Raw genomic sequence first — 26,336 nt, forward strand, 5'->3', positions numbered from 1 at the left:
TTCCACCTACAGCCGTTTCGGGCGACAAAGAGGAATGGCGCAGTACCAATTCTCGCTAGTCGGCGAGCACGCGGGCCAGGGCCTGCAGGGTCTCCACGGGGGTGCCGGGCGGCGGTGAGACGCGGAGCACAGGCTCGCGCAGGTCCAGCGGCGCCCGGGCGGTGGGCACGACGTTGACCAGCAGGGACGCCGCGGCAGCGCGGGCTGCGGCGTGCTCGGCCGTGTCGCCCGGCGGGGGTTCCAGCGTGACGAGGGCGGACGGCTCGTCGAGCGGCTCGGCCACGCGCCAGCCCCCGGCCCCGTCGAGCAGGCCGCGCGCCGTACGGCCCAGGTCTGCCAGGTGCGCGTGGACGGCGGACGGGTCGAGCACGTGGTGTTCGAGCGCGGCCACGCCGAGCCCGATCCGGGCCGCGATCGCCCCTTCGGAGCTCTCATAGCGAGCCGCGCCGGGCACCGGCTCAGGCAGCCCGGGTTCGTTCCAGACGTGCCCGCCCAGGGTGGGGGCCGCGGCGTCCATGCCGGGCGTGAGGCCGGGCACGATCAGGAAGCCGGCGCCGCGCGGCCCGGCCAGCCACTTGCGCGAGGTCCCCACGTACGCGCTCGCGCCCGCCCCGCGCACCTCCACTTGCCCGAGCGACTGGCAGACGTCCAGCACGAACGGGACGCCGGCCGTACGGCACAGCGTCCCGATCTCCGCCGCCGGTTGGACGACGCCGCGGTGGGAGCCGAGGTGGGAGACGATCACCAGATCCAGCCCGGCCGCCAGCCCGGCGCGCAGCCCGTCCAGGTCGAGGCGGGCGTCGCCGTCCACAGGGAGTTCGACCAGGTTCCAGCCCAGGCGGCGCAGCAGCATCAGTGTGCTGCCGTACTCGGTGCGCGCGTAGCCGACGCGGCTGCCCGGCGGGAACCGCCACCCGCCCAGCAGCGCGGCCATCGCCGCGGTCCCGCTCTCCAGGAACGCCACGTCCGCCGGGCCTGCGCCGACCAGCGCGGCCAGCGCCGACCTCGCGACTGTGAGGTCGGGGACGGCCGCATAGCCGCCGCGCTCACGTTCCAGCCGCAGGTGCGCCACGACCGCGTCGAGCACCCGGTCGCTGGGCACGTTGCAGCCGGCGGCGTCGAGATGCCCCGGCGGCGCGACGCTCCGCGCGGCCCGCCACGCCTGGCCGACGTCGCTCACACCTCGGCCAGGACCAGGGTGAAGTCTCCCGTGGGGTCGGTGTAGCGGCGGCGCACCTTGAACCCCGCGGCGACGAGCTCCTCCCGCAGCTTCTCCGGCCTGAACTTGGCGCTGATCTCGGTACGCATCTCCTCGCCCTCGGCGAAGTCGACGGCCAGGTCGAGCCCTCCGATCCGGACCCGCATGTCCCTGCTCGCCCGCAGCCGCATCTCGATCCAGTCCTGGCGCCCGTCGTACAGCGCCACGTGCTCGAACGCCTCCGGCTCGAAGTCCGCGTCCAGCTCCCGGTTGATCACCCGCAGCACGTTCCTGTTGAAGGCCGCCGTCACCCCGGCCGAGTCGTCGTAGGCCGCCACCAACCGCTCGACGTCCTTCACCAGGTCGGCGCCGAGCAGGAAGGTGTCACCCGGCCGGAGCGTGGCCCGCAGCTCCTTCAGGAACACCTCGCGGGCGACGGGGTCGAGGTTCCCGATCGTGCCGCCGAGGAAAGCCACCATCCGCCGCCCGGCGCGCGGCAGCAGCGCGAGGTGCCGCTCGAAGTCCGCGCACACCGCCCGTACGGCAAGCCCGGGAAACCGCCTGGCCAGCCGCTGCGCCGCCGCAGAGAGGGTGACCGCGTCCACGTCCACCGGCGTGTAGGCGCGCAACGTGCCCGCCGAGGCGAGCGCGTCGAGCAGCAGCACCGTCTTCTCGCTGGTGCCCGAGCCCAGCTCGACCAGGGTGTCCGCGCCGCTCTCCGCCGCCAGGTCCGCGGCCCGCGCCCGCAGGATGGCCAGCTCGCGCCGGGTCGGGTAGTACTCGGGCAGGCGGGTGATGCGGGAGAACAGCTCGCTGCCCGCGGCGTCGTAGAACCACTTGGGCGGCAACCACTTGGGCGATGCCGTCAGCCCGACCCTGACGTCGTGTTCAAGCGCCTGGCGCAGATAGTCGCGGTCAAGATGGTTGATCACATGTACGGTCGACAGGCTGACGGGCACGGTGCCTCCTGGGGTGAGATCACAACGGCTGGACGCGGACGTCGTCGTGAGTGACGGTCAGCAGGCTGTGCTCGGGTACGGCCCGCCAGCCGGGCAGGTCGTCGAGTGGCTCGCTGGCCACGAGCACGCCGTCGTGGAGTCGGTGGTAGAAGAGCGTGTCGCCCCAGACGGTCGCGGCGATCGACGCGCCGTCGCAGGCGAGCAGGTTCAGGCGGGCGCCGGGGTCCTTCTCCCCGGCCCGGACGACGACCTCGGTCAGCGCCTCCCCCAGCCCGAGCCCGGCACGCCCGCGCAGGAACACGGCGGCGGCGACCCAGGCGGCGTCGCACGCGCTCTCCGCGCGATCGGGCAGATCGTCGGCGAGATCTCGCAGCGCGTCCCTGGCGACGCGCCCGTTGTGGCTGAGCAACCACCTCCCGTCGGTGAACGGCGCCGTGGCGCTCTCCTCGATCGGCATGCCCACGGTGGCCGAGCGGACGGCCGCCAGCAGGCAGGTCGAGCGGGCGATCCGCGCGAGCGCCGGCAGGTTGGCGTCGGTCCAGATGGGTACGGCACGGCGGTACCGCACCGGCTCGGCGCGTCCCGGGTCGTACCAGCCCATGCCGTAGCCGTCGGCGTTGACCAGGCCGGCACGCTGGCGCCGGGGCGCGTACGACTGCCTGAGCAGGCCGTACTCGGGCTCATGGATGAGCCGGGTGATCGGGTGGGTGGCGCCGAGCCAGGCCGCGTGCCTGCACATGTCAGACCTGGGCCGTACGGGCGCAGCGGAAGCCGGTGAAGATCTGCCTCCGGATCGGGTAGTCCCAGTTCCTGAACGTGGTCCGCACCGCCGCCGGGTCGGCCGCCCAGGAGCCGCCGCGCAGCACCCGGTATTCGTGGCCGAAGAACACCTCGCTGTACTCCTTGTAAGGGAAGCTGCGGAAACCCGGGTAGGGCTGGAACCAGGACGAGGTCCACTCCCACACGTCTCCCACCATCTGCTCGGCCCCGTACGGGCTCGCCCCGGCGGGGTAGGCGCCCAGCGGCGCGGGGTGGGCGGCGCGGTGGCCGAGGTTCGCCCGGTCGGCGGTGGGGGCCTCATCACCCCAGGGGTACCGGCGCGCCCGCTCGTCGCGGGCGTCCCAGCCGCAGGCCTTCTCCCACTCGGCCTCGGTGGGCAGCCGTTTGCCCGCCCAGCGGGCGTAGGCGTCCGCCTCGTACCAGCACACGTGCTGGACCGGCTCGTCCATCGGGACGGGCTCGGTGCGGCCGAAGCGGGTGCGCCACCAGGCGTCGCCCTCCCTGACCCAGAACAGGGGGGCGGAGGCTCTGCTCCCCTGCCTCCACTGCCAGCCCTCAGGCGACCACCAGCGCGGGTCGTCGTAGCCGCCGGCCTCGATGAACGCCGCGTAGGCGCGGTTGCCGACGGGGAGCCGATCGATCCAGTAGGCGGGCAGGTCCACGTGGTGCGCGGGCCGTTCGTTGTCGTAGGCCCACGGCAGGGTGTCGGTGCCCATCAGGAAGCGCCCCGCGGGCACCAGCACCTCCTCGGGGCCCTCGCTGCGGCCCCGCGGCAGGTCGCCGTCGCGCACCAGGCCGGGCAGCCCGGACAGTTGCAGCGTGGCGAGCATGGTCTCGTCGTGCTGGTGCTCGTGCTGGATCACCAGGCCGAACACGAAGCCGTCGCGGTGCAGCGGGGCGGGGCCTTCCAGGTCGATCGCGTCCAGGAAGTCGAGCACCCGCCCGCGCACGCCCTCGATGTAGCGGCGGGCCTCGGCCGGGCCCAGGAAGGGCAGGCTCGGGCGGTCCTTGCGCGGCGTCTTGAACGCGTCGTAGATGTCGTCGATCTCGGGGCGGAGCGGGTCGATGCCCCCGGCCTCGCGCAGCACCCAGAGCTCCTCGTAGTTGCCCACGTGCGCCAGGTCCCACACCAGCGGCGACATCAGCGGCGAGTGCTGGCGGATCAGCAGGTCGTCTTCGGCGTCCGTGTAGGTCAGCGAGCGGTCGCGCACCGCGATGAGCTCGGCGGCGATCCGTTCCTTGATGTCGGTCATTCCCATCCCTCGTCGTTCGGCCAGTTCGGGATATCCAGCAGGTCGGCCGCCGGGGATCGGCCGGTCGCCACGTAGCGGTCGGCGAACGCGGCCACCTCGCCGACCAGGCCGGGGCCCGCACCGAGGCGAGGCAGCGCCTCGAGCGCGGCACGGAAGCACGTCTCCGCGACCCGGCCCAGCCGGGGGTCGGCCAGCCCGCACCGCGCCGCGACCCGCCACAGCTCCCGGTACGGCTCCGCCGCCGCCATGGCGGCCTCGGCGGCCCGGTCGTCGGAGATGAGAGCGTGGGTCACGGCCACGCACACCGGCCAGGCAGCCGGGTGTTGCGCGTCGAGGTAGCGGATCTCGAGCCAGCCCCGTGGTCGCACAGGGGGGAAGAGGGTGGTGGCGTGATACGCCAGGTCCGCGGCGGTGGGCCGGCGCTCGCCGCCGCCGTTCAACCAGTCGCGGAAGGTCGAGCCGTCGTGGACCGGGCGGTAGCGCTCCTCGTCCTCGCGCACCAGCATGAGCCGGGCATCAAGCAGGTATTCGGCCCAGTCCGCGGCCGGATCGCCGGAGGCGGGCACGGCCGCGGTCCTCGTACGGTCGAGGTGATCCCAGACGGCCTGGCGGCCCGACATCCAGCCGCACGGCCGACCGCCGCTCAGCGGCGAGTTGGCGAACGCCGCGAGCAGCACCGGGCCCAGCGCGTGTGCCCGCTCCCAGCGGATCTCAGGCCGCTCGCCCAGGTCCAGGTTGACCTGGATCGACGCGGTCGAGCACATCATCAACGCCCCGTACGGCACGCCGAGGAACTCGGCCATCGCCTCGTAGCGGGGCTCGCGGAGTTGGCGGTGGGCCGGCCGTACCGGATCGAGACCCACCCCGGCCAGCGTCAGCCCTGCCTTGCGCAGGGCGGCGCGCACAGCGCTCATGTCAGCACTCAGGCGGGCCAGCGCATCGGGCAGCGGGCCTGCCGGGCTGGACAGTTCGAGCTGGCCACCCGGCTCGAACGTCACCCGGCTGCCGCCCGGCAGCGCGGGCAGTGCCCGCTCGACCCTGGCCAGCGGGACGTGACTGGTCGCCGCAGCGCTGTCGAAAACCAGGAACTCCAGCTCGACACCCACCCGGTCAGCGGCGACGGGCAGGAAGCAGCGGCGCGCGAAGTCCGCCACTTCCGAGACGCCCCGCAGCGGTGTGCCCTCTGCGGTCAGGCCGATCATCCTCTGCCCTTCGCGTGGCTCATGGGTCTACAGACCCGCGAGCCGCGCGAGCGTTACACGCGGACTTTCGCGGCCGCTTCGCGCAGGGGTTATCCGGGCTGCCGCTGCGCGCGGAAGGCGGACATGAGCCGGTCGCGCACGTCGGCGGGCAGCTTCTCCGGGGGCGGAGAGCCGACGAAGCCGATGGTCATGCGGAACTGCTCGAAGTAGCGCTCGCAGCCCTCGCACGCGGCCAGGTGCGCCCGCACGCCCTCGCGAGCGGGCTGGTCGACGGCGTCGTCAAGGTAGGCGGTGATGACTTCCACCAGTTCGTCGCATGTGAACCGCTTCACGACGTGACCGCCTCTTATCGCCTCGAGATGAACCGTTTAACCTATTGTGGCCCCTACAGCGGACCGGTAGCTATTCTGGCTGCTTCACAGATTCGAAGTAATCAGCCAGCCAATCGCGGACGAACATCCGGGCACGGTGCAACAGGACCCGCTGGTTGGCCGGAGAGATCTCCAGGATCTCGCAGACCTCATCGGAGCTGCACCCCTCCACGTCGCGCAGGATGATCACGATGCGCTGCCGAGGGGGAAGCCTGGTCAACGCCTCGGCGATCAGCCCACGCACCTCCGAGGCCAGCGCCTCGCCCTCGGGCGTCGGCCATACAGCCGGGATCTCCTTCCAGCAGGCGGACGGCAGGGCGTCGAAGTCGCCGTCCGTGCCGTCGTCACGCTCGAAGGCGCTCCACGGAAGCGTCCTGCTCTCCCGAACGCCACGTTTCTTCGCGGTGTTGACCAGGATCCGGTAAACCCACGTTTTCACGGAGGAACGGCCCTCGAAGCGGTCGATCCCGCCGATCACCGCGAGCCACGTGTCCTGGACGACCTCCTCCGCGGAGTGGTCGGTGGACACATGGGACCTGGCCACCCGCAGCATGCCTCCTGACCAGGTGTCGAGCAGGGCCGCGAACATCGCCTCGTCGCGCGCGCGCAGGGCCGTGACGACGACGTCATCCGAGGGCAACCCGCCGCCCGCGAAAGACCCCACGATCGCTTCCTCCCCCGATCGAACGCCGGGACATCCATGCCATCCGGGGCCGAGCCGAGACCCGGCGTCGCCCCCGGCGGGGGGACACACCCAGGCTAATCCTCCCCACTGACGTTCTTCCCCGGCGGGTGGGACCGCATTGCGTATGCTCGTTCTCGGAGAGCAAGTCCCGGCAAATCGGTGAGGAGCATCCCATGCGCGCGGGAGTGGTGGTCTTCCAGGGCGGGCGCGTCCTGCTCCGGTGGCGGCACCACCTGGTCACCGACACGTGGGGCTGGGAGATCCCGCTCGGCGAGATCCGCCAGGACGAGGAACCCGAGGCGGCCGCCGCCCGTCACCTGGAGGAACAGACAGGCTGGCGGCCCGGGTCGCTGCTGCCGTTGATCAGGATCCGCCCCGCCGAGGACGTCGCCGACTGCGACCACCTGATCTTCCTCGCCCACCAGGCCTCCTCTGACGCCGAGCCCGCCGCCGACGAGAGCGAGCGGGCCGAATGGCTGCCGCTGCTGCGCGTCCAGCAGCTGATGGACGAGCAGTCGATCACCTCGGCCACCACCTCGGCCGCCCTGCTGTACTTCCTGGCCGATCTCCTGCAGTCCCGCGCGTCGCACTAGATCCGCGCGGCGCTGAACGCCTCCTGATGGAACGGGTTTGGAACGCCGGACTCGTAGGGGGTCAGTCCATCGATCAGGAGAGACCGGCATGAGACTTCTCGTCAGAATCGCGTCCACGCTGGGCGCGATGGTCATCGCGGCGGCCGTCTGGCTCGTCCCCGGAGCCGCCCACGCGGCCGCCCCTGTCCACATCAAGGAGGCCGAGCAGAACAAGTGCCTCGACATCCGGACGCAGGACAACATCTTCGTTCCTGGTGCCAGGCTCCAGCGCTTCACCTGCCACGACGTCAACGAGCAGCGGTGGGACATCATCCCGATCGCGGGTGACACCTTCGTGCTGCGCAATCCCCTGACCCTGCTGTGCGTCGCGGTCGACACGGCGGACTTCGGCGCGCAGGTGATCGAGCGGGACTGCGCCGACTCCAACCCCGGCGTCAAATGGTTCACTCTGGGCGGGGTGCCGTTCGTCAAGGGCTCCGGGTTCAACCAGATCCGCTCGGTCCTGGCGTCCGGCAGCTGTCTGGACACCTTCGACACGTTCGTCAAGATCTTCCCCTGCTCTCCTGGGCTGAACAACAAGGCCCAGCTCTGGGCGGCGGTCTGACCCTTCCCCAGCCGGCGGGGAAGGCGACGAACCGGCGTCTTCCCCGCCTGACCGGCGGCGGTGCCGGTGGCCAGGTCGGAGAGGAGCATGCAACCTTTCGCCTCACGGGTCGCGTTGGGAAGGGGCGAGAGGAGCGCATGTTGGATGATCACGACGGTTTCCGTGAGTTCGTGCTGGCCCGCCAGCAGGCCCTGATGCGGACCGCGTACCTGCTCACGGGAGACGCCCACCTCGCCGAGGACCTGCTCCAGAGCGTCCTGTCCAGGGTGGTCGGACACTGGCCCAAGCTGGCCAGGGGCGGCAACCCCGAGGCGTACACCCGCAAGGCGATGATCAACGAGTACATCTCGTGGAAGCGCCGCCCCCGGCCCGAGTTACCCAGCCACAGCCCGCCCGAGCTCGGCGCCTCGCATGACGAGGCCACGCTGGACCGGCTGATGCTGCGCCAGGCGCTGGCCAGGCTGCCGCGCAAGCAGCGGGCTGTCATCGTGCTGCGCTTCTTCGAAGACCTCACCGAGGCGCAGACGGCCGACGTGCTCGGCTGCTCGTTGGGCAACGTCAAGAGCCAGACCCATCGCGCGCTGGCCCGCCTGCGCGCGCTCGCCCCCCAACTGCTGGACCTGCACATCAAGGAGCTGGCCCGATGACGAGGCTGCGCAGGGCGCTGACGGGCATCGCGGAGGAGGCCCCGCTGGTGGGCGCGGGACAGAGCCTGGCCGACGCGGCCATCGCGGGCCACCGGCGCCGCCGGCGCACCAGGCTGGTGGTGGGCGCGACCGCGATGGTCGTGGCGCTGGTGGCGACCACGGCGGGCGCGGTGGCCGCCTGGCCCAGGACCGATCACACGGCCGCGCCGCACCACACCAAGAAGGTGCCGAATCTGCCTGACGGCAGGGTGGGGACGATCAGCCACGCGTACCAGACGCCGTGCGAGGTCGATCGGAAGACGCGAACAGTCGACTGCGCCGACACGGAGTGGCGGGTGGTGACCGGGACCGGCACGACGTACAGGGTGCCCGGCGCGCTCGCCAGGACCCGCGCGAACGGGAAGGTGCCCGTCGCGATCAGCCGGGACGGGCGCATGCTCGCCTACTACAGCCCGGACGCTCACGCGCACGTGGTGCGTGACCTGGAGAGCGGCGCGGTGGTGACCTCCCCCGTCACGATGGAGGAGGACGGGATCGGCTTCGGCTCCATGCTCGCCCTGTCCGACGACGGCCGGTACGTGGTCTTCGACCCGCAGGAGGGGAGCAAGGAGCCGGCCCTGCTGATCGACACGCGCACCGGCAGGAAGGTGTCGATCTCCGGAAAGTACGAGGTGATCAGCGTCAAGAACGGCGTCGTCCAACTGGTCCGTTATCGCAAGACCGACCTGTGGTTCATGCCGGTCGCCGGCGGGGGCCGGCCGGTGCGTTTCGACGGCACGTTCATCATGTTCAGCGACCTCTCACCGGACGGCCGTACGGTCGCCGCCGTCGAGTTCTCCGAGCTGCGCAAGCGCATGCTCACCCTGCTCGACACCGGGACCGGGCGGACCCTGCGCAAGCTGCCTCTGCGCGGCCTGCCGAAGGGCGGCTCGCTCGAGGGCGTCACGACCTGGCTCAGCGGGACCGAGGTCACCGTCGTCCTCAGCACCGCACGTCACCGTTACGGTTACGTGGTCGACGTCACCACCGGCCGTTCGCGACGATGGGCCGGCTACCCCACCCGTCGCCAGGCCGCCCTGGCCCTGCCGGGCGTCAGCTACTCCTGGTAGGGCGCTCGCCGTCACGGATGAAGCGCAGGACCACAGCCAGCACGAGACAGGCGGCCGCCGCCGAGCCCCACAGCCCTTCGGCACCCGCGCCCTCGAGGAGGCGGGTGCCGACGAGCGGGGCCACGACCGTGGCGATCCCCCAGCTCGTGCCGTAGACGGCCAGGTAGCGGCCCCTGGCCTCCTCGGGCGCGAGCCCCGCGACGATCGCGAACATCCGCCCCATGATCAGCACGTCGCCGACACCCAGCACCACGGTGGCGGCCACCAGCCCCGCGAACGAGTGGGCCAGGGCGTACCCGGTCAGACCCGCCGCCATGAGCACGGGCCCCAGGGTCAGGGCCACGGCTCCGGACATCCCGCGCACGCGCAGCAGGGGCTGGCCGCAGACGGTGACGACGGCCGAGACGGTGAACAGGATGCCCGCGTCCGCCGCGTCCAGGCCGCGCTGCACCAGCGACAGCGGGAGCATCATCATGATCGTCATGTAGACGAGCGCGAACAGCGTGCCGCACCCGAGCATGGCGATCAGCATGGGGTCCCGCCAGGCGCTCGCGCTCTTCCCCTCCTGTCGACGGGCGGCCGGGCGGTCCGCCGGCAGGACCAGGGCCACCACGATCGCGCAGATCAGGCAGGTCGCCGCGTCCACGACGAACAGCCAGCGCAGATCCCACCGCCCGACGGCGGCGGCGATGAGCCCCGCCCCCATGCCCGCCGCCGCCAGCGCGGCGTTGAGCAGGCCGTAGGCGCGGGCGCGATCGGCGGCGCCCACCGCGTCGGCGATGATCGCCTGGCTCGGCGGCTCATACAGCTCGAAGGCCAGCCCGAGCAGGACCGCGAACGCGGCCAGCACGGGCAGTGACCCCGCGCCCGCGATGCCGAGCTGCGCCGCCGTACAGCCGGCAAGACCGAGCACGATGGTACGGCGGCGCCCCAGGCGATCCGCCAGATGGCCGCCGAAGAGCCGGGACGGGATCGTGGCCAGCCCGAAGGCGGCCGAGACCAGCCCGGCCGTGGCCGGGCTGACGCCGAACTCGGCCGAGATCAGCACGGTCAGGAACGACAGCGAGAACGCCCCGAGCCTGTTGACCGCCCGCGCCACGATGAGCAGGCGCACGCTGGAGGGCAACCGCTCCGCCCGCTCGAGAACCCGCATCAACCCCGACCTCCGTAACCATGCCGGGCACGTACGCTAGAGCTCTACGGTGTAACCAGTCAAGTGCTTTTCAACAGTCACACCGCTCGGGGCTTTGGGCAGAGCGCGGGCTCTTCTACCCTGGTGGGGTGCACGGCCCCATTCGCTCCGTATGGAACGAGGAACGTCCCCCGGACCCTCCGCTGCGGGTGTGGCGGGACTGGGTGCTGGTCGCGTCACTGGTGCCGATCGCGGTGCTCGAAGGAGCGCTGCGGCCGGATCTTCCGTGGCGGGCCGTCTCCGTCCTGCTCACCGTCGGGCTGGTGCCCACGCTGCTGTGGCGGCGGAGCAGACCGCTGCTGATGCTCGCGATCGCCTTCGGCGCCACGAACCTGGCCCCGCTGCTGACGGGCGGCCACTCCGCGGAGACGTACACGCTGGTGTATCTGCTGCTCCTGGTGTACGCGCTGTTCCGGTGGGGGTCCGGGCGCGAGGCCGTCATCGGGTTGGCGATCATGCTGACCTCGATCTGCCTCGCGATCCTCTCCGGCCGCATCGTCCTGGCCGACGCGATCGCGGCGTGCGCCGTCATGTTCTCGGCCATCGCCCTGGGCGTGGCGTTCCGGTATCGGGCCAGGGCACGGATGCGCGAGCTCGACCAGGTCAAGCTGCTCGAACGCGAACAGCTGGCCCGCGACCTGCACGACACGGTCGCGCACCACGTCTCGGCGATGGCGATCCGCGCGCAGGCGGGAATCGCCACGTCGGCGAAGCGGCCGGACGCCGCGATCGAGGCGCTGCGCGTGATCGAGGCCGAGGCGGCGCGCGCCCTCGACGAGATGCGCGCCATGGTCCGCGTCCTGCGCCACAACGAACCGGCCGACCTGGCGCCGGGCCGGCACATCAGGGATCTCGAACAGCTCGCCGGCCGAGGCACGTCCGGCCCGGCCGTCGACGTGGAGCTCTCGGGCGATCTCGACGACCTGCCGCCATCGGTCGGGGCCGCGATCTACCGCCTGGCCCAGGAGTCGGTCACCAACGCCCGGCGGCACGCGCGTCGCGCCACCCGGATCGAGGTCCGCGTCGCCGCCGACGACACCTCGGTGCACCTGTCGGTGAGCGACGACGGAGACAGCAGCCTCATGCGCCAGACCGGGTCACCGGGCTACGGCCTCATCGGCATGATCGAACGCGCCGGCCTGCTCGGCGGCACCTGCGTGGCCGGCCCCAACCCCGATCGGGGCTGGACGGTCACCGCCGTGCTGCCACGCGCGGGGGCGGCGACATGACCATCCGGGTGATCGTCGCCGACGATCAGGAGATCGTCCGCACCGGGCTCGCGATGATCCTCGACGCCCAGCCGGACATCGAGGTCATCGGCTCGGCCGCCGACGGGCGGCGGGCCGTCGAGCTCGCGCGGCGGCTGCGCCCCGACGTGTGCCTGTTCGACATCCGCATGCCGGGCCTGGACGGCATCGAGGCCACCCGTACCCTGGCCGGTCCGGGCGTCGACGACCCTCTCGCCGTGGTCGTCATCACCACGTTCGACCTCGACGAGTACATCTACGCCGCGCTGCGGGCAGGGGCCCGGGGTTTCCTGCTCAAGAACGCCGGCGCCGAGCTGCTCTCCCAGGCCGTCCACGCCGCCGCCGACGGCGACGCGCTGATCGCGCCGAGCATCACCGCGCGGCTGCTCGACACCTTCGCCCGCACCGGGCCCGCCTCACCGCCGGCGCATCCCGTCGAGGCGCTGACGTACAGGGAGGAACAGATCCTGGCCACCGTGGCACGCGGGCGCACCAACAGCGAGATCGCCGACGATCTGCACATCTCGCTGAGCACCGTCAAGTCCCACATCGCCAGCCTGATGGCCAAGCTCGGCGCCAGGAACCGCGTCGAGATCGCCATGTGGGCCTACGAGACCAACCGCGTCTAGGACGCCCTGCGGATGACCCATTCGGCCACGGCCAGGTTGATCAGCCAGCCGGCGGCCATGAGCAGTGCCGTGGGAACCTCGCCCGGCGTCCCGAAGATCACGAACCAGGGCACCTGGACCAGCGCCTGCGTCCCCGCGCCCAGACCGATCGCGTAACCACGCGTCATCCAGGCTCGATGCCTGGCGATGTCCCGCCGGCGGATCGCGGCGAAGCCGAGCACGATGGAAAGGATCATGGCCGTGCCGAACAGCAGCCGGAACGCGGTGAGGAGATCGCCGACCCTCTCGGGGCGGGGATAGAACAGCGTCATCCACAGCCCCGTCACCCCGGCGAGGAGTCCGCAGGGAACGAGCAGCCGCCCGGCGAGGCGGTGCCAGCCCGGCCTCCGGCGGCGGAACCCGGCGGCGAACTGGAAGGCCCCCAGCACGCCGAACAGGGCGACGCTGATGATGTGCAACACCACGGGCAGCGGCGCGGCGAAGAACCGCGCGTTCTCCGGCGTGATCGCCGCGCCGCCGGTCAGCTCGCCCAGGCGGATGGCACCGGCCACCATGGGAACGACGTCCAGCAGGAGCAGCCCGGCGGGCACCAGCCACCCCGCCCTGCTGCCTCGCCGCGACCGCGACACCGGTGGGCGTGCAACCAAGCTCTCCTCGCTCATGACCCCGATCGTGACGGCTGAGGCGCTGCCCGCTCATCGGGAGAACGGCCGGACCTGAGCCCGCCGATCGTCCGGCAATCGGGCGTACTTTCGGCTGATGAGCCTGCCGCGCGGGCCTTCTACGCTGACTCACTGTGACTGAGATGAAGGCGTTCGTGCTGCGTTCGTACGGCTCGCCCGAGGCACTGGACCTCACCGAGATCGACAAGCCCGTGCCCCGCGAGGGCGAGGTGCTGATCCGGGTGCGCGCCACCTCCGTCCAGCCCTACGACTGGCACCTCATGCGAGGGGAGCCGTACGTCGCGCGCCTGATGAGCGGCGGTCCCGGGCTCCGCAGACCGAAGATCGCCATCCTGGGCGCCGACGTGGCGGGACAGGTCGAGGCGGTCGGCGGGAACGTGACGAGGTTCCGCCCCGGCGACGAGGTGTTCGCCATGTCCAAACAGGGCGGCTTCGCCGAGTACGTGTGCGTCCCGGAGAGCGAGCTGGCGCCCAAACCGGGGAACCTGTCGTTCGAGCAGGCGGCGGCGGTGCCGCTGGCGGCCAACACCGCCCTGATCGCCCTGCGCGACCAGGGACGCCTCAGGCCGGGCCAGGGGGTGCTGGTCAACGGGGCCTCGGGGGGCGTCGGGACGTTCGCCGTGCAGATCGCCAAGGCGCTCGGCGCGGAGGTCACCGGCGTCTGCGGCCCCCGGAACGTGGACCTGGTCCGATCGATCGGCGCGGACGAGGTCATCGACTACACCAAACAGGACTTCACCCGGTACGGCCGGCGCCACGACCTCCTGGTGGACATCGCGGGAAGCCGCCCGGGATCCGCCTGCCGCCGGGCGCTGACCTCCAAGGGCACGCACGTCATCGTCGGCGGGCCGGGCAGCCGGTGGCTGCAGCCCGTCGGCCGGATCTCCGGGAAGCTCGCGATGTCGCTGTTCGTGTCGCAGCGCGTGGTCATGGCCGACGTGGTCCGTTGCACGCGGAACAGGCAGAACCTGCTGGCGCTGACCGAGCTCATCGAGGACGGAAAGGTCACCCCGGTCATCGACCGGAGCTACCCCTTCGAGGAGATCCCGGAGGCCATCAGATACCAGGAGGAGGGACACGCGGCGGGGAAGGTCGTCATCACGATCTGATCGCAAGCACCTGCTGAAAGATGGCTAGGTGGACCTTCTGTACCATTTTCGCCAGTCGGTGGCGGGCCAGGAGGTTGTGAGGATGACGGGTGAACCGGCCCCCCGGGCGCGCCGCTTAGCCGCCCTGGGATGGGACTACCTGCTGATCATGGGGTGGCTGGTGCTGATGGCCGTGGCCTACCTCCTGGGGTTCAGGCCGCCGACCGGCGGGTCCCTGGTCGTGGCCGACCTGGTGATCACCGGGCTCACCGTGCTGCCCGTGTGGGTGTATCTGGTGGCGAGCGAGGCCGGCACGGCCCAGGCCAGTTGGGGGAAGCGCCGCGCGGGGCTGGTCGTGACCGCCGCCGGGGGCAGGCCGGGACTGGGCCGGATCATGGTTCGCAACGCCGTGAAGCTGCTGCCGTGGGAGCTCGCCCATCTGGCCGTCCTGCGCTTCTGGACGGTGCGCGGCGATTCGGTGATCGCGGTGCCCGCGCTGGTGCTGTGCTACGCGCTGGTCGGCGTCACCGTCGCCCTCGCGATGCTCCGCCGCGACCGGGCAGCCCTGCACGACCTGGTAGCGGGCACTCGCGTACTCGAGCGCCCGGCGTAAGGCGCCTCGTCTCCTCCTCAGCACATCTGCGGGGCGCAGGTGAACGGATTCTCCATCGGAGTCTGCTGTAGCCACCAGTACGACTGGGCGGGCTGCGAGCTGGGCTCCTTGGTGGGTTCCTGGGTGGGCTGCCTGGACGGCTCGGGCGCGGAGCTGCGGGTGGGCACGGTGGTGTTCACCGTGATCTGGTGACTCCTGGTCCTGGTCGGCTTGGCGGTCGGGGTCGTCGTGCCGCGGTGGGAGGGCCGGCCGGGGGTGGCGGCGGCCGTCCGGTCCGTCACCACGCCGGCCGTGGACGGGGTGGGCAGGGCGGACGAGGCCGCGGAGGCTTCGGGTTGCCGCAGCGCGGGGGTGGATTCGACCGGCCTGCCGTACAGGATGAACGCCACCGCGATGGCGGCCGCGGCCAGCAGCGCGCTGCCCGCCGTCAGCAGTGCGGTACGGCGCCGCCGAGGCGGCGACGGCGGCGCGGTCAGTGCCCGGACCAGCCCCTCGGCGCTGGGGCGTTTGGCCGGGTCCTTGGCCAGGCTGGCGGTGACCAGGTCGCGCAGCCTGCCCTCCAGCCCGGAGATCTCCGGCTGGGTGTTGAGGATCCGGCTGATCACCGCCGGGGTGGAGTCGGCGCCGAAGGCCGGCCGGCCGCAGGCGGCGAACACCATGGTCACGCCCCAGGCGAACACGTCGGCCGCCGGCGTCAACTCCACCCCGCGGAGCTGCTCAGGCGCCAGGTAGGCAGGTGTCCCCATGGGCGTGCTGGTCGAGGTGACGCCGGGCGCGTCCAGGGCGCGCGCGATGCCGAAATCGATCACCACCGGGCCTTCCTGCCCCATCAGGATGTTGCCCGGCTTGAAGTCGCGGTGCAGGATCCCGGCGCGGTGGATGGCCGCGAGCGCGGTCGCGGTGGCCACCGCCAGCCGTTCGAGCGCGGCGCCGCGCCGCGGCCCCTCGGCCGTCACCAGCGCCCGCAGCGACGGGCCCGGCACGTACTCGCTGACGATGTACGGCCGGCGCCCCTCCAGGTCGGCGTGCAGGACCGGCGCGGTGGAGAACCTGGCCACCCGCTGCGCGATCGCCACCTCGCGCAGGAACCTGGCACGCGCGTCGGGATCGGTCAGCAGCCCCTGGTGCAGCAGCTTGATCGCGACCTGCTCGCCCTCGGCCGTGCGCCCCAGGTAGACGACTCCCTGACCGCCCTCGCCCAGCCGTCCGACGATCTCGTAGGACCCGAGCCGTCGCGGGTCGTCCTCCTCCAACGGCTGGCTCACGCAGGGACCCCCGAGCCTTATTGACAATTTGTGCAGAAAGCTACCAGAAAGATCACAGACGAGGGCGGCCCCGGCGCCGCCCTCATCTGCGGTCGGGAGCGCTCAGTTCAGCCGGGTGATACGCCCGAGCGCCGGCACCTGCAGGGGCGAGCCACTCCTCCCCTACCGAGGTCACCCTGGGCGTCGACTCCCTCGCGGCCTTCGACCCCGCCACCCGCTTCTACCAGCCGTGCTCCTCCACCTTCTCCTTGGAACCCGGCGACGCCCGGCTGCTGCGCACGTCAGCCTGAGCCGCCCGTGAAGTGCACGGGCGGCGCAGTCTGGTTACTCGACGGCGCCCAGGCGGGTGAGCAGGTCCTGGTACCAGGTGTCGTAGGGGTGGTTGGTCGCCGGATAGTTGGCCGACGGGTCGGTCGCGTCGTCCTCCGAATCGAAGTCCCAGCCGCGTACGAGCCGTCCCGCCTGCCGTGCCGCGGTGATGAAGGAGGACTCGGTGGAGGGCGCCGCGTAGAACAGCGCACCCTGCTTGAGTTCGGCGCTGTCGCCCTGCTGGAACTCGTCGAAGGCGGTCTGCTGGTAGCGGATGCGGTCGGCGTTGACCCTGTCGGTGTCCAGCCGCAGGGTCTGCACCGGGGTCTGGCCGTCGGCGCCGTTCCACACGTGCACGCGCGAGGTGCCGCTCGTCGACGTGGTCTTGTCGTAGCGGGCGTCGGAGGTCCTGGCGTTGCCGCTCCACGAGACCGTCATCGCGCCCGCGTCGAGCACGCCGTCCCAGTCCCAGTTCTGGCTGTTGCTCTGGCTGCGGTGGATCTCGCGTAACCGGGTGCCCGCCGCGTCGGTGAACGTGACCGTCGGCAGGACGCCGTTGTCGTACTGGTGGCTGGGCGACCAGGTGATCTCGCCGTCGGCGCCGAGGTGGCCGACGTGGTACCAGAGCGTGGTCGCGTTCTGGGACTGGTGGACCTCGACCAGGTCGCCGTTGTCGTTCAGCGCGACGGCAGGCGTCACGCCGGTGTCGTACCTGCCGTGGCGCAGCCAGGTCACGCGACCGTCGGCGCCGTAGGTGCCGGTCCAGTACCACAGGTAGCCGGCGCCCGAGTCGTGCACCTCGACGACCTGGCCGCGGCCGTTGACCGCGACGGCCGGGTTGTAGCCGATGTCACGCTTGTACAGGGTGCGGGTCTTGCCGTCGCCGGAGATCACGGGCAGTACCCGGCCGCGCAGCGCGCCCACCGTCGGCGGGTCCGCCGGGTAGTCCCTGGCCCAGAACAGCCGCGCGCCGAAGACCGAGGTGAGCTCATCGTTGAGCGCGGCCAGGTTGCCCGCGGCGTAGGAGAGGTTGTCGGTCAGGTCGTCCTTGACGTCGAGCGCGACGACGATCGGTGCGGCGGCGGGGTGCTGCGCGGACCAGGTGTTGATCACGTCGAGCCAGTCGCGCAGGTGGTTCGACGCGGGGTTCCCGTTGTGGTCGACCTGGTCGCCGGGCTCGTCGTGGCCGATGGAGTAGTCGTGGGCGGTGGCGTAACCGTTGTCGTGTATGTCGAGTTCGATGAAACGAATGCCGTGGTCGAGCTGGTAGGCGATCGAGTTCTTGGCGCCGCTGGCGTTTCCCGAGTAGCTGTTGTGCGTGGCGCGGAAGATCGCCGAGGGTAACGGCGGGTCCGCCGACGCCTCAGCGGTTCCGCTGATCAGCAGCGCGGAGGCGGCGACGGCGAGCACGGACATGATGGTCCTTGAACGAGGCATCCACTTGATCCTCACGTCGGGGAAAACTCCAGACAATACGATCACGTGCCGTCGGCCAACCCCGTCAGACCAATTATGTGAATTCGAGTGAACACCACGGTCAGTAGGGCGTGGGCTCGTTCTCCCGCGCCCAGGTCTGCTCGGTCTCGCTGCCGGAAGCGGGAGGCCACAGACCGGCGATCATCCACAGGTCCTGCGGGGTCTCGTCTATGTGGAACTCCCAGTGCAGGCCGCGGTCCCGCGTGTAGGGCAGCATGACGGCGTTCAGTTTCTCGGTCATGCGCCTTCGCAGGTGCGGGTCCTGGGTGTGGCGGGCGATGTGCTCGACAACGACGCGCACGGTGTTCCCCGTCGGCTCCCCGCCGATGAAGAACGAGGACTCGGAGATCTCGTGGAAGAGGGCGACGACGTAGAAGTCCGGCAGCCCGATGTTGGTGTAGATCTTGGTGATGTCGCGTGCGAAGTCTTGCTTGTCCTGGTCGGAGTAGGCCCCGACGGGGTGGTAGATGTGCCAGAGCGGCATGGTGTCATCCCTTCGGGCTCAGCGGCCGAGGGGGACCGTGAGGCCCTCGACCGGCCCGGCGAGCGCGGCCTTCATCCGCCTGCTCACCTCGTCGACGAGAACCTCGGTCTCGTCCTTCTCCAGACCGTCCATGACGGCCTGGGCGACCCGCTCGGGGCTGATCTTCTCCGCGTTCACGGCCTTGACCATGTCGGTGTCGGCGAAGCCGAGGTGCACGCCCACGACCTGGGTGTTCTGGCCGGACAGCTCGAGGCGGAGCGAGTTCGTCAGCGACCACAGCGCGGCCTTCGACGCGCCGTAGGCGCCCGTGCCGGCCCCCCACGACAGCACCGAATGGATGTCGACCAGGGCGCCGCCGCCGTTGGCGGCCAGGATCGGCGCGAAGGCGCGGGCGACGCGCAGCGCGCCGAAGACGTTGGTCTCGAAGGTCGCGATGACGTCCGCCATGTCGCCCTTCAGCAGCGACCCGGGGTAGAGGGCGCCGGCGTTGTTGACGACGATGCCGACATCCCCGGCCCGGGCCGCCACGGCCGCGACCGAGTCGGGGTCGGTGATCTCCAGGGTCAGGGGCTCGACGCGCGGGTCGTCGCTTTCCACGGTACGGCGGGCGGTCGCGTACACCTTGGACGCGCCACGCCTCAGCAGCTCGTGGACGAACGCGCGGCCGAGACCGCGCTGGCCGCCTGTCACCAAAGCGACCGAGCCTTCGATGGTTGTCATGTCTGCTCCAGATGGTTCTCGTGACGGCGCTCGGCGCCGCCGTACCTAAGATAGATTATGTCCATCATCTATTTGTTCGCAATACTGAGGCCGACCGACTCGAAGGAGGGGGAAGGAATGCCGCGTGCATCCCGGGCCCAGGCGGAGCAGCATCGTCAGGAGGTCCTCGACGCGGCCTCGGCGCTGGTGCGCGAGAACGGGGCCGACCGGGTGACCGTGCCCGAGGTGATGGCCGCGGCCGGGCTGACCCATGGGGGCTTCTACCGGCACTTCCGCTCGAAGGACGACCTGCTGGCCCAGGCCGGCGCGGCGGCCTTCGCCGAGCGCGCGCGCTTCATGGAGCAGATCCTCGAGGCCAGCGGCGACAGGCAGGCGGCGCGGCGGGAGTTCATCGAGAACTACCTGTCCGTCACGCACCGGGACAACGCCGGCCAGGGATGCGCGACCGCCGCGCTCGCGGTCGACGTGACGCGCGCCGAGGCCGGGAGCCCGCTACGGGACGCCTACGTGGAGGGCCTGCGCAACATGGTCGACAAGCTGGGCGAGCTCGGGGAGCGCCCCGCGGAGGGCTCCGACCGCGAGCGCGAGCTCCTCATCGAGCTGAGCGTGCTGGTGGGAGCCCTGACGCTGGCCCGAGCCTGCGCGGGCGACGACCTCTCCGAGCGCATCCTCGAGATCGGCAAGGAATTCCTGACCGGCCCGTGATCGATGACTCACACTCTATCAAACTGGTTACTATCGTGATTGATGCGATAGTTTCTGGAGCGAGGAGAGAGCGTGATCGTCATCGTGGGCGCAGGCTTCGCGGGACTCGGCACGGCCATCAGGCTGCTCCAGGAAGGCCACCGTGACCTGGTGGTGCTCGAGCAGGCGGACGACGTCGGCGGTACCTGGCGGGACAACACCTATCCCGGCTGCGCCTGCGACATCCCCTCCCTGCTCTACTCCTTCTCGTTCGCGCCCAACCCTGACTGGAGCCGCCGCTACGCCCCACAGCACGAGATCGAGCGGTACCTGCGGCGCTGCGTCCGCGACCACGGCCTCGAACCCCACCTCCGGCTGGGCATCGCCCTCCAGGACGCGTCCTGGGACGCCCGGCGGAGCCGCTGGAATCTGCGGACCAGCGCGGGACCCCTGAGCGCCAGAGTGCTGATCATGGCCCAGGGACCCCTGTCGGAACCCGCCGTCCCCACGCTCCCGGGGCTGGACGACTTCGCGGGCTGGACGTGGCACTCCGCCCGCTGGCAGCACGACAGGGACCTGCGCGGCAAGCACGTCGCGGTGATCGGGACCGGGGCGAGCGCCATCCAGTTCGTGCCCCAGCTGCAGCGGGTGGCCGAGCGGGTGACCGTCTTCCAGCGCACCCCACCGTGGATCATGCCGCGTGGCGACCGGCCGATCCCGGCCTGGCGCAGGGGGCTCTACCGGCAGGTCCCGGCCCTGCATCGCCTGGCTCGCGGTTGGGATTACCTGATCCGCGAGGCAGGCATGCCCGCGCTGCTGGGCAACAGGTCACTGGCCGCCCTGGGCCACAGGCAGGCCCTGGCACACCTGCATCGGCAGGTCGCCGACCCGGAGCTGCGCGCCAAGCTGACCCCCGACTACGAGGTGGGCTGCAAGCGGATCCTGATCTCCGACGACTACTACCCGGCGCTCGCGCAGCCCAACGTCGAGCTGGTCACCGACCCGATCTCCCGCATCACCGCCGACACGGTCGTGACCGGGACCGCCCATCCGGCCGACGTCCTGATCTTCGGCACGGGCTTCCGCGTCACCGACGCTGGCTTCGCGCAGCACATCACCGGCGTGGACCGCCAGACCCTGGAGCAGGCCTGGAAGGGAAGCCCGCAGGCCTACCTCGGCACCACCGTCACAGGCTTCCCCAACCTGTTCCTGATGGCCGGGCCCAACACGGGCGTGGGACACACCAGCCTCATCTACATGATCGAGTCGCAGATCAACTACCTGGTCGACTGCCTGCGGGTCATGGATCGGCGCGAGCTGGCCGCCGTGGAGGTGCGCGCCGAGTCCCAGGACTTCTTCAACGCCGAGGTCCAGCGGCGCGTGGCCGGCACGGTGTGGGCCACGGGCGGCTGCGCGGCCTGGTACCAGGACGCCGACGGCCGGGTCAGGGCGCTCTGGCCGGAGCCCACCTGGCGCTTCCGGGCCCGCACCCGCGCCTTCGACCTCGCCCACTACACGACCACGGCCCGCCGGCCGGTCACCGATCCCGCGACGTAGACATCCGGACCAGGGAGACCACGCCGCTCACCGCGCTGGCGAGCGTGAGGCAGAACCAGAAGCCGGTCCAGTCCGAAGGGATCGGCAGCAGGAGCACCACCAGGGCCGGATAGCTCAGCATCGCCAGCCGCAGGCGCCGGTCGTCGCGGATCTGCTGATGGAGCATCGAGCCCGGACGCAACCCGCCGACGATGACGAGCCGCCAGGTGTGCAGCGCTGTGCCGTACAGCGCCAGCAGCATCACCAGACCGGAGAGCTGCACCCAGTCCGGCACGGCGGCGCGGTCCGGAGTCGAGACAGGCAGGGTCAGCGCCGCGAACAGCAGGGCGCTCAGCGCCTGGACGGCGGCCAGCCGGCTCGCGGGCCGGGAACACACTGACACGTTCATATGCTCTACGATCGTAAATGTTCCGATAGGTTTCGTCACGACCCAAGGAGGAGTTCCGATGAGGATCCTCGCTCTCGGCGGCCCCGGCGCGATGGGCCGGGTCGCGGTCCGTGTGGCCACCGGACTGCCCGGTGTGCGCGAGATCGTGGTCGCCGACCGTGATCTGTCCGCCGCGCGACAGCTCGTGCGCGAGCTGGCCGGGTCGCGGGTACCGCTGCGCGCGCGACAGGTCGACGTCACCGACGAGGCCGAGCTCGACGGCGCGCTCGACGAGGCCGACGTCGTCCTCAACACCGTCGGCCCCTACTACCGCTTCGGCATGGGGGTGCTCAGGGCGGCGATCCGCACCCGCACCGACTATCTCGACATCTGCGACGACTGGGAGCCGACGCTGCAGATGCTCGACCTCGACGACGCCGCCCGCGAGGCGGGGGTGCGCGCCGTGATCGGCATGGGCGCGAGCCCCGGCATCAGCAACCTGCTCGCCGCCAAGGCCGTGGCCCGGCTCGACACCGTGACCGACCTGTACACCGCCTGGCCCGTGGACGTGCCGGGCTCCGGCGCCGACGACACCTCACTGAGCGGCCCCGACGGCCGCCCGATCGCGGCCGCCGTGCACTGGATGCAGCAGATCAGCGGTACGGTCGCCGTCGTGCACCGTGGCGAGGTGGTCCAGCGCCCACCCCTGCGCCCGGTCACGCTCACCCTGCCCGGCAGCCGCAAGGGCACGGCCTACACCGTCGGCCACCCCGAGCCGGTGACGCTGCACCGCAGCTACCGCCCGTCGGGAGACCTGGCCAACCTCATGGTCATCACCCCGGGGACCGTGGCCTACCTGGACGTGCTGCGCGACGACATCGACGCCGGCAAGCTCGGCAACGAGACGGCCGCCGCCGACCTGGCCAGGCCCACGATGCGCCGCGCCATGCGGGCCGCCGTCCGCGCCTCCAGGTTCAAGGCGCCCGGCTCGCTACCGCCCTTCTTCGCCACCGCCACAGGGCTCAGGAACGGCCGCCCCACCACGGTGCTGGCCCACCTGGCACACTCCGGAGAACTCATGAAGGGCATGGCCGAGGCCACCGGCATCCCCGCCGCCCTGGGCCTGGCCCAGCTCCTCGACGGCACCGTCCCCCCGGGCGTCCATCCCCCGGAGACGTCCATCGCCCCCGACCGCTTCTTCACCGCCCTCGCCGAACACGCCAAACCCATCGAGATCGCCATCGAGGAGTCCCGCGGTTAGGGTGCGAGCATGGCGTGGACCGTGCTCGCTCGCCACGCCGACTTCCGCCGGCTGTTCGCCGGCAGCAGCGTCTCCTTGCTCGGATCCAGCGTGACCACGGTGGCGCTGCCCCTGACCGCGGTCGTCCTGCTGAAGGCCTCCCCCACCCAGATGGGGTTACTGGGTGCCCTGGCCCTGCTGCCGCACCTCGTGCTCGGGTTACCGGCCGGCGTCTGGGTGAGCCTGCTGCCCTACCGCCGGTTGCTGATCCTGACCGATGCGGCCCAGGCGCTCCTGATCGGTGCCGTCCCGGTCCTGGCCGCCGCAGGCTTGCTGGAGTTCTGGCACCTGTACGTGATCGTGCTGCTCACGGGAGTCGCCGGCCTCTTCGAAATCGTGGCTGCCCAGTCGTTCACGCCCCGCCTGGTTCCCCGCGACCAGTTGCTGCCCGCCAACAGCGCCCTCATGCTCAGCAACGCCACCGTCAACACGACAGGGTCGGCGCTCGGCGGTCTGCTCGTGTCCGCGGTCGGCGGCCCGTTCGCTCTCGTCGTCGACGCCGCGTCGTTCGTGGTCTCGGCTCTGTGCAAGGCCCGCATCCGCGACCCGGGGCGCAATCCCGCTACCGCCGGACGGCACGGCGGCATGTTCGAGGGGATGCGCGCCGTCTTCGGCCATCACATCCTGCGCGCGGTGATCCTCGCGGCGGCGGTGGGCGCGTTCGCTGGGCAGGCCCAGGCCGTCGTCCTGGTGCTCTACCTGGTCCATGACCTCGGGCTGTCCTCCGGCGTGATCGGTGTCCTCATCGCGCTCAGCGGGGTGGCGGGGGTCGCCGGTGCCGGGGTGGCGACCCATGTGACCCACCGGCTCGGGCCGGGCCCCGCGTTCATCATGGGCATGCTCCTCGCCTCCGTCGGAGGGCTGGCGCTGGCCGCCGCGACCGGCCCGCTCGTCCTGGCGGCCGCGCAGTGCCTGCGCGGCGGCGCCCACTCCCTGTACGGCGTCAACCAGCAGACCTTCCGCCAGGCCCTCGTCCCGGACCGGCTGCTGGCACGCGTCAACGCCACCTGGCGATTCCTCATCTACGGCGGGATGTCCCTCGGCGCCCTGCTCGGCGGGCTGCTCGGAACGGTGCTCGGCCTCCGGCTCACCCTGGTCGTCACGAGCTGCGTGATGCTCCTCGGCACGGGAATCGCCTGGGCCTCGCCGCTACGAAGCCTGCGGAAGCTGCCCTGTTGACTTATGGTGGCCGTGACTGATCACGCTAGGTTCGGGGGGCCGGGTGCACGCCACTGATCAGGAAAGTCTGGATGCCGCGAGCGAGGATTTCGGGCATCTGATCCGGCGGCGTCCCGCAGCGGTGTACCGGCCGGGATCGGCCAGAGACGTGGCCGCCGCGGTGCGCTGGGCGCTCGAGCGGCGGATGCCGGTGGCCGCGCGCGGGCAGGGCCATTCCGTGTACGGCCGGTCGCAGGCCGAGGACGGTCTCGTGATCGACATGAGCGGCCTATGCGGCGTGCACGCCGTGGAAGCCGATCACGTGACCGTGGGAGGCGGCGCGACCTGGCAGTCGGTGCTCGATGCCGCGCTGCCGCACGGGCTCACGCCGCCGGTGCTGACCGACTATCTGGACCTGTCGGTCGCAGGGACCGTTTCCGCGGGCGGCGTGGGCGGCATGACGTTCCGCTCCGGATTCCAGAGCTGCAACGTCGTCAAGCTCGAGGTGGTGACGGGCGAGGGCGAGATCGTCACGTGCTCGGCCGACCGGCACGCCGAACTCTTCGACGCCGTGCGTGCCGGGCTCAGCCAGTTCGGCATCATCACGCGGGCCGTGCTCAGGCTCGTCCGGGCACCGGAAATGGTCCGCCTGCACACCCTGCTCTACCCGGACCACCGGACGATGACGGCCGACCAGCGCCGCCTGCTGTCCACGGGCCAGGTCGACTACCTGGAGGGCGCGATCCGCCCGCATCCGTCAGGCTGGCAGCACGTGGTCGAGGTCGGGGTCTGGTACCCGGCGGACTCGCCGCCCGACGACGACCGAACGCTGGCGGGCCTGTCCGACATCCGCGCCCAGGCGGAGAGCGTCGACCTGCCGTATCGGGAGCTGTTCCAGCGGCTGAGCAAGCTCGAGAGCCTCCTGCGGGCGGCGGGCACCTGGCAGGATCCCCACCCCTGGCTGCACTCCTTCGTCCCGGACACGGCCGCCGACGACCTGGTCACCGAACTCCTCGCCACCCTGGGCCAGGAGGACTTCGGCGAATTCGGCCGCATCGTGCTCTACCCCCTCCGCCCAGCCCACGCGAGCTCACCCCTCCTGCGCCTGCCGGACGGAGAGATCGCGTTCCTCTGCAGCCTCGTACAGTTCCCCGCCAACGATCCCGAGCTGGCCGACAAGCTCGTCAAAACCAACCGCACGGTGTACGACCGCATCCGCGGCCTCGGCGGATGCCTCTATCCCGTCAGCGCCGTCGCCCTCACCCAGCCCGACTGGAAACACCACTACGGCCCACTGTGGCCGGCCGTCGAGAACGCGAAGACCCGCTTCGACCCCCACCACCTGCTGACCCCCGGGCAAGGAATGTTCCCGACCGGCTGAGATTACGGTTTGCGGCCCAGGCCGCCCAGGACCGTCACGGGATCGTTGAAGGGGCTGTCGTCCCGCGGGTGCCACTCGTGCAGGCGGACCACTCCGGGCTCCACCAGCTCGAGCCCGGCGAAGAACGCCGCCACCTCCTCCTGGCTGCGCAGCTGGGAGGTGGCCGCGGTGTAGTCACCGGTCACTGCGCGCGTCTCGGGCGTGTCCTCGGCGTGCGTGATCGCCAGGTAGGAGCCCGCGGGCAACTGCTCCACGATCGAGCGGACCAGCTGGTACGGCTCGCGCTCCCCCGCGTCGGGGAAGAAATGCAGCACGGCCGCCAGCAACAGCAGCACGGGCTGGGACATGTCGAAGAAGGTCAGGGAGGCCAGCGTCTTGTCGAGCTCGCGCAGGTCGCCCTCCTCCAGCTGGGTGTGGGAGTTGGTGGCCAGCAGGGCTCTGCCGTGGGCCTGGACGATCGGGTCGTTGTCCACGTAGAGCACCCGGGTCTCCGGGGCGATCGACTGCGCGACCTCGTGCACGTTGGGCAGCCCCGGCCCTGAGGTGGGCAGACCGCATCCCACGTCGAGGATCTGCCGCACGCCGTTCTCGACGGCGAAAGAGACCGCGCGAATGATCCAGTCGCGATTGGCACGCGCCATTTCCGGAATCTGCGGCAAACGCTTGACAATCTTGTCAGCGAGCTCCCGATCGGAGGCGAAGTTGTCCTTGCCTCCCAACCAGTAGTCGTACACCCGGGCGATGCTGGGCCTGGTCGGGTCGATCCCCGCAGATGTCATACC

Annotated in this window: 28 protein-coding genes; 13 read left to right on the top strand and 15 right to left on the bottom strand. The window is 71.1% G+C overall.

The window, feature by feature from the left end; translation table 11 throughout:
• Positions 1–55 precede the first annotated feature (55 nt).
• From egtE to KIK09_RS08655, 7 genes are all read right to left on the bottom strand, one after another.
• Positions 56–1,180 carry an ergothioneine biosynthesis PLP-dependent enzyme EgtE gene (gene egtE, locus KIK09_RS08625; protein ID WP_214318196.1) on the bottom strand — a complete coding sequence of 375 codons (1,125 nt, stop codon included), beginning with the start codon at positions 1,178–1,180 and terminating at the stop codon, positions 56–58.
• Positions 1,177–2,157: an L-histidine N(alpha)-methyltransferase gene (gene egtD / locus KIK09_RS08630; protein WP_214318197.1), complete on the bottom strand. Its 981-nt coding sequence runs from the start codon at positions 2,155–2,157 to the stop codon at positions 1,177–1,179. The genes egtE and egtD overlap by 4 nt, the downstream gene beginning before the upstream one ends.
• Before the next feature lie 19 nt (positions 2,158–2,176).
• Positions 2,177–2,896: an ergothioneine biosynthesis protein EgtC gene (gene egtC, locus KIK09_RS08635; protein ID WP_214318198.1), complete on the bottom strand. Its 720-nt coding sequence runs from the start codon at positions 2,894–2,896 to the stop codon at positions 2,177–2,179.
• A 1-nt stretch (position 2,897) separates the two neighbouring features.
• The gene (gene egtB, locus KIK09_RS08640; protein WP_214318199.1) at positions 2,898–4,190 is read right to left on the bottom strand and encodes an ergothioneine biosynthesis protein EgtB; all 1,293 of its coding nucleotides are present in this window, start codon (positions 4,188–4,190) and stop codon (positions 2,898–2,900) included.
• A complete protein-coding gene (gene egtA, locus KIK09_RS08645) occupies positions 4,187–5,392 on the bottom strand; it encodes an ergothioneine biosynthesis glutamate--cysteine ligase EgtA (protein WP_214318200.1) in 1,206 nt (401 codons plus the stop codon). The genes egtB and egtA overlap by 4 nt, the downstream gene beginning before the upstream one ends.
• A gap of 89 nt (positions 5,393–5,481) precedes the next feature.
• A complete protein-coding gene (locus tag KIK09_RS08650) occupies positions 5,482–5,724 on the bottom strand; it encodes an anti-sigma factor family protein (RefSeq protein ID WP_214318201.1) in 243 nt (80 codons plus the stop codon).
• Between the two features lie 70 nt (positions 5,725–5,794).
• Complete coding sequence (locus tag KIK09_RS08655) at positions 5,795–6,427, bottom strand: RNA polymerase sigma factor (RefSeq protein WP_214318202.1); 633 nt, start codon at positions 6,425–6,427, stop codon at positions 5,795–5,797.
• 194 nt (positions 6,428–6,621) lie between these two features.
• Between KIK09_RS08655 and KIK09_RS08660 the strand changes: the two genes are divergently transcribed.
• From KIK09_RS08660 to KIK09_RS08675, 4 genes are all read left to right on the top strand, one after another.
• On the top strand, positions 6,622–7,041 hold the full coding sequence (locus KIK09_RS08660; protein WP_214318203.1) for an NUDIX hydrolase: 420 nt from the start codon (positions 6,622–6,624) through the stop codon (positions 7,039–7,041).
• 88 nt (positions 7,042–7,129) lie between these two features.
• The gene (locus KIK09_RS08665; RefSeq protein WP_214318204.1) at positions 7,130–7,645 is read left to right on the top strand and encodes an RICIN domain-containing protein; all 516 of its coding nucleotides are present in this window, start codon (positions 7,130–7,132) and stop codon (positions 7,643–7,645) included.
• 137 nt (positions 7,646–7,782) lie between these two features.
• A complete protein-coding gene (locus KIK09_RS08670) occupies positions 7,783–8,292 on the top strand; it encodes a SigE family RNA polymerase sigma factor (protein WP_308163984.1) in 510 nt (169 codons plus the stop codon).
• Entirely contained in the window at positions 8,289–9,401 is a 1,113-nt protein-coding gene (locus tag KIK09_RS08675) for a TolB-like translocation protein (protein WP_214318205.1), read from the top strand. The genes KIK09_RS08670 and KIK09_RS08675 overlap by 4 nt, the downstream gene beginning before the upstream one ends.
• Here the strand turns inward: KIK09_RS08675 and KIK09_RS08680 are convergent.
• Positions 9,385–10,554: an MFS transporter gene (locus tag KIK09_RS08680; protein ID WP_214318206.1), complete on the bottom strand. Its 1,170-nt coding sequence runs from the start codon at positions 10,552–10,554 to the stop codon at positions 9,385–9,387. The genes KIK09_RS08675 and KIK09_RS08680 overlap by 17 nt on opposite strands.
• Before the next feature lie 128 nt (positions 10,555–10,682).
• Here KIK09_RS08680 and KIK09_RS08685 point away from each other — a divergent pair, with 128 nt between their 5' ends.
• Positions 10,683–11,822 carry a sensor histidine kinase gene (locus KIK09_RS08685; protein WP_308163985.1) on the top strand — a complete coding sequence of 380 codons (1,140 nt, stop codon included), beginning with the start codon at positions 10,683–10,685 and terminating at the stop codon, positions 11,820–11,822.
• Entirely contained in the window at positions 11,819–12,469 is a 651-nt protein-coding gene (locus tag KIK09_RS08690; RefSeq protein WP_214318208.1) for a response regulator, read from the top strand. Before KIK09_RS08685 ends, KIK09_RS08690 begins: the two co-directional genes overlap by 4 nt.
• Here KIK09_RS08690 and KIK09_RS08695 read toward each other — a convergent pair.
• A complete protein-coding gene (locus tag KIK09_RS08695) occupies positions 12,466–13,131 on the bottom strand; it encodes a DUF2306 domain-containing protein (protein ID WP_214318209.1) in 666 nt (221 codons plus the stop codon). The two genes, KIK09_RS08690 and KIK09_RS08695, sit on opposite strands and share 4 nt — an antisense overlap.
• Before the next feature lie 143 nt (positions 13,132–13,274).
• Between KIK09_RS08695 and KIK09_RS08700 the strand changes: the two genes are divergently transcribed.
• Complete coding sequence (locus tag KIK09_RS08700) at positions 13,275–14,261, top strand: NAD(P)-dependent alcohol dehydrogenase (RefSeq protein ID WP_214319569.1); 987 nt, start codon at positions 13,275–13,277, stop codon at positions 14,259–14,261.
• 82 nt (positions 14,262–14,343) lie between these two features.
• On the top strand, positions 14,344–14,853 hold the full coding sequence (locus KIK09_RS08705) for an RDD family protein (protein WP_214318210.1): 510 nt from the start codon (positions 14,344–14,346) through the stop codon (positions 14,851–14,853).
• 17 nt (positions 14,854–14,870) lie between these two features.
• On the opposite strand, the gene KIK09_RS08710 is transcribed toward KIK09_RS08705, so the two are convergent.
• The 4 genes from KIK09_RS08710 to KIK09_RS08725 all read right to left on the bottom strand — a co-directional run bounded on the left by KIK09_RS08710 (position 14,871) and on the right by KIK09_RS08725 (position 19,107).
• The gene (locus KIK09_RS08710) at positions 14,871–16,118 is read right to left on the bottom strand and encodes a serine/threonine-protein kinase (RefSeq protein WP_308163986.1); all 1,248 of its coding nucleotides are present in this window, start codon (positions 16,116–16,118) and stop codon (positions 14,871–14,873) included.
• Positions 16,119–16,442: 324 nt separating this feature from the next.
• On the bottom strand, positions 16,443–17,843 hold the full coding sequence (locus tag KIK09_RS08715; RefSeq protein WP_250572866.1) for a PI-PLC domain-containing protein: 1,401 nt from the start codon (positions 17,841–17,843) through the stop codon (positions 16,443–16,445).
• Between the two features lie 121 nt (positions 17,844–17,964).
• On the bottom strand, positions 17,965–18,387 hold the full coding sequence (locus KIK09_RS08720; protein ID WP_214318212.1) for a tautomerase family protein: 423 nt from the start codon (positions 18,385–18,387) through the stop codon (positions 17,965–17,967).
• A gap of 18 nt (positions 18,388–18,405) precedes the next feature.
• Complete coding sequence (locus KIK09_RS08725) at positions 18,406–19,107, bottom strand: SDR family oxidoreductase (RefSeq protein ID WP_214318213.1); 702 nt, start codon at positions 19,105–19,107, stop codon at positions 18,406–18,408.
• A 117-nt stretch (positions 19,108–19,224) separates the two neighbouring features.
• On the opposite strand from KIK09_RS08725, the gene KIK09_RS08730 reads away from it, so the two are divergent.
• Complete coding sequence (locus KIK09_RS08730) at positions 19,225–19,812, top strand: TetR/AcrR family transcriptional regulator (protein WP_214318214.1); 588 nt, start codon at positions 19,225–19,227, stop codon at positions 19,810–19,812.
• Between the two features lie 72 nt (positions 19,813–19,884).
• Positions 19,885–21,348 (top strand): flavin-containing monooxygenase, encoded by a 1,464-nt coding sequence (locus KIK09_RS08735; protein WP_308163987.1) that lies wholly within the window; start codon positions 19,885–19,887, stop codon positions 21,346–21,348.
• Here the strand turns inward: KIK09_RS08735 and KIK09_RS08740 are convergent.
• Positions 21,329–21,736 (bottom strand): hypothetical protein, encoded by a 408-nt coding sequence (locus KIK09_RS08740; RefSeq protein ID WP_214318215.1) that lies wholly within the window; start codon positions 21,734–21,736, stop codon positions 21,329–21,331. The two genes, KIK09_RS08735 and KIK09_RS08740, sit on opposite strands and share 20 nt — an antisense overlap.
• 58 nt (positions 21,737–21,794) lie before the next feature.
• On the opposite strand from KIK09_RS08740, the gene KIK09_RS08745 reads away from it, so the two are divergent.
• The 3 genes from KIK09_RS08745 to KIK09_RS08755 are packed head-to-tail and all read left to right on the top strand — an operon-like array spanning position 21,795 to position 25,554.
• Positions 21,795–22,976: a saccharopine dehydrogenase family protein gene (locus tag KIK09_RS08745; RefSeq protein WP_214318216.1), complete on the top strand. Its 1,182-nt coding sequence runs from the start codon at positions 21,795–21,797 to the stop codon at positions 22,974–22,976.
• A 9-nt stretch (positions 22,977–22,985) separates the two neighbouring features.
• Positions 22,986–24,194: an MFS transporter gene (locus KIK09_RS08750; RefSeq protein WP_214318217.1), complete on the top strand. Its 1,209-nt coding sequence runs from the start codon at positions 22,986–22,988 to the stop codon at positions 24,192–24,194.
• A 43-nt stretch (positions 24,195–24,237) separates the two neighbouring features.
• Positions 24,238–25,554, top strand: coding sequence for an FAD-binding protein (locus KIK09_RS08755; protein WP_214318218.1), 1,317 nt, complete (start codon positions 24,238–24,240; stop codon positions 25,552–25,554).
• A gap of 2 nt (positions 25,555–25,556) precedes the next feature.
• Here the strand turns inward: KIK09_RS08755 and KIK09_RS08760 are convergent, their stop codons facing one another.
• Entirely contained in the window at positions 25,557–26,333 is a 777-nt protein-coding gene (locus tag KIK09_RS08760) for an SAM-dependent methyltransferase (protein ID WP_214318219.1), read from the bottom strand.
• Between the last annotated feature and the right edge of the window lie 3 nt (positions 26,334–26,336).

Origin of the sequence: Nonomuraea sediminis, assembly GCF_018531495.1 — a bacterium.
Taxonomy (GTDB): Bacteria; Actinomycetota; Actinomycetes; order Streptosporangiales; family Streptosporangiaceae; genus Nonomuraea; species Nonomuraea sediminis.